General features: G+C 71.1%; 2 protein-coding genes. One reads left to right on the top strand and one right to left on the bottom strand.

All coding sequences use genetic code 11. The annotated features are described in order from the left end of the window. Nucleotides 1–1,194: glycoside hydrolase family 10 protein (locus K7862_RS36915; protein WP_262414381.1), on the bottom strand; the 1,194-nt coding region annotated here is incomplete at its 3' end. A 565-nt stretch (nucleotides 1,195–1,759) separates the two neighbouring features. Here K7862_RS36915 and K7862_RS36910 point away from each other — a divergent pair. Then, the coding region (locus tag K7862_RS36910) for an extracellular catalytic domain type 1 short-chain-length polyhydroxyalkanoate depolymerase (protein WP_222970155.1) at nucleotides 1,760–2,905 on the top strand (1,146 nt) is incomplete at its 3' end.

Raw genomic sequence — 2,905 nt, 5'->3', positions numbered from 1 at the left:
CGTGCCGGTGTCCTTCACCGTCACCGTCGCCTGGTACCCACCGGCCCAGGAACTCACCACGCTCAGCGCGGCCGAGCACGCCGCCCCCGTCGTGCCGCCCGTGGAGCCGCCGTTGGTCGTCCCGCTGGAGGTACCGCTCGACGTACCGCCGTTGGTCGTGCCGCTCGACGTGCCGCTGCTCGTCCCGCTCGACGTCCCGCCGTTGGTCGTCCCGCTGGAGGTACCGCTCGACGTCCCACCGCTCGTGCCGCCGGACCCGCCGAGGGCGGTGAGGACCGCGTCGTAGGCGGGCTTCTTGGCGTAGTTGGAGTCGAAGAGCAGCGGGGTGTCGCTGCTGCGCCACGAGTACTTGTCGGTGATGCCCCACACCGTGATGCCGGTGCAGCGCGTCACGGCCAGGCACGAACGGACGACGGTGGCGTAGCTGTTGGCCTGCGCGGTGCCCGAGCCGGCCACGTCGAGCTCGGTGATCTGGACGTCGACGCCGAGGTCGGCGAAGCGCTGGAGGTTGGCCTGGTAGTCGGACGGGACCGGGGAGGCGCTGTTGAAGTGCCCCTGGAAACCGACGCAGTCGATGGGGACGCCGCGCGCCTTGAAGTCCTTGACCATGTTGTAGACGGCGGTGCTCTTCGCGTTGACGCCGTCGATGTTGTAGTCGTTGTAGCAGAGCTTGGCGCCGGGGTCGGCGGCGCGCGCGGTGCGGAACGCGTGCTCGATGTAGCCGTCGCCGAGCTTGTCCTGGAACGGCGAGCTGCGGCGGGCGCCGCTGCCACCGTCCTGGAACGCCTCGTTGACCACGTCCCAGGCGTAGATCTTGCCCTGGTAGTGGGTCATGAGCTGGGTGATGTGGTTGTCCATCGCGGACTGCAGATCGGACGCGCCCAGCCCGCTCACCCAGCTCGGGAGCTGGGAGTACCAGACCAGAGTGTGGCCGCGGATCTTCATGCCGTGGCTCTGCGCGTGGCTGACGATCTGGTCGGCGGAGGAGAAGCTGAAGCTGTTGCGGGAGGGCTCGGTGGCGTCCCACTTCATCTCGTTCTCCGGCGTCACGGCGTTGAACTCCGTGTCCAGCGTGGACGCGTAGGCGCTCTCGCCCAGGTGGCTCGCCGCGACGGCGGTGCCGAAGTAGCGGCCCTGGGCGGCCGCGGCGGCGCCCAGGGTGCTCGCCGCGCTGGCCGGGCCGGCCAGGGACATCAGGCCGACGACGGCCGTGGCGCCCGCGGTCACCGCTGCGAGCAGGACCTTCAGGCCCCGTCGGTCGGTGGCGCGGGAGTGGGGGGATTCGGGAATCACTTCCAACCTCGTCTTCCGGTCATCAGGCCGGTGTGTTCACCACCGGCCGGACATGGGGGGACCATGCGCGAAGTGTGCCGCCGGCCAGGGGAGTCGGCCGCGGTGCGGCCTGGCGGGCGGGGAGTCGATCGCAGTCGAGTGTGGCCGTGCCCGCCCGGTACGTCAACGACCCGTTTCCGAAATCGATGAGAAACATGCGAACCCCCACATGGGCCCCGGTCACCGTGCTACGAGCGGGATTTCACGGGATGCCGTCCGACCTGCGCGAGACCCCGCGTCGGTCGGAATCGCTTGACTCCGGGCACGACTGACCTTACGGTTCCCGAAACATTCGCGATGATGTCGAAAGTTTTCGATCTGATTCGACATCGCCTTGCGGGAGCCGATCGTCCATCCCCCCACACACCGCGCCGGCCGGGAGGGGAGCCCCGGCCGGGGCGGCGGACCCCGGAAAGGTCACGTTGCCATGCCTGGATCGACCCGGAGGCGAAGCCTCCGCGGGTTACTGGCCGCCCTCGTCATGGGGGTGGCGCCCCTGCTCGCGGCGCTGCTGCTGACCGCCACCTCGGCGGGCACCGCGCGGGCCGCCTCCCTCACCGAAGTCACCGGCTTCGGCGCCAACCCCAGCAACCTGCGCATGTACGTGTACGTGCCGAACAGCGCCCCGGCGCACCCCGCGATCCTGGTGGCGGTCCACTACTGCACCGGCTCCGGCCCGGCGTTCTACTCCGGAACCGAGTTCGCCTCCTTGGCCGACCGGTACGGGTTCGTCGTCGTCTACCCCTCCGCGACCCGCAGCGGGAGCTGCTTCGACGTCTCCTCGCCGCAGGCCCTGGTGCGCGGCGGCGGCAGCGACCCGGTCGGCATCATGTCGATGGTCACCTACACCGAGCAGCACTACGGCGGCGACGCCTCCCGCGTCTACGTCACCGGCGCCTCCTCGGGCGGGATGATGACCAACGTCCTGCTCGGCGACTACCCGGACGTCTTCAAGGCCGGCGCCGCGTTCATGGGTGTGCCGTTCGGCTGCTTCGCGACCACCGACGGATCGGGCTGGAACAGCGCCTGCGCCGACGGGCAGATCACCAGGACCCCGCAGGCCTGGGGCGACCTGGCCCGCTCGGGCGACCCCGGGTACTCCGGGCCGCGCCCGCGGGTGCAGCTGTGGCACGGCACGGCGGACACCACGCTGTACTACGCCAACTTCGGCGAGGAGATCAAGCAGTGGACGAACGTCCTCGGCGTCGGCCAGACGCCGGTGACGACCGACCACCCGCAGTCCACCTGGACCCGCACCCGTTACGGCTCGGCCGGCGCGCAGGCCCCCGTCGAGGCGATCAGCGTCCAGGGCGCCGGGCACGTCCTGCCGCAGACCGGCATGGCCGCCCAGGCCGTCGCCTTCTTCGGCCTCGACGGCTCGGGCGGCGGCACCACGAGCGGCGGCACGACCGGCGGCACCACCGGCGGCACCACGAGCGGCGGCACCACCGGCGGGACGACGGGGGGAACGACTCCCCCGCCCGGCGGCGCCGCGTGCTCGGCGTCGATGGCCGTGGTGAGTTCCTGGGCCGGTGGGTACCAGGCGACGGTGACGGTGAAGGACACCGGCACA

The sequence above is a fragment of the Actinacidiphila acidipaludis genome, assembly GCF_019890725.1.
Lineage (GTDB): Bacteria > Actinomycetota > Actinomycetes > Streptomycetales > Streptomycetaceae > Actinacidiphila > Actinacidiphila acidipaludis.
This window is presented reverse-complemented; position numbering and strand designations above follow the sequence as displayed.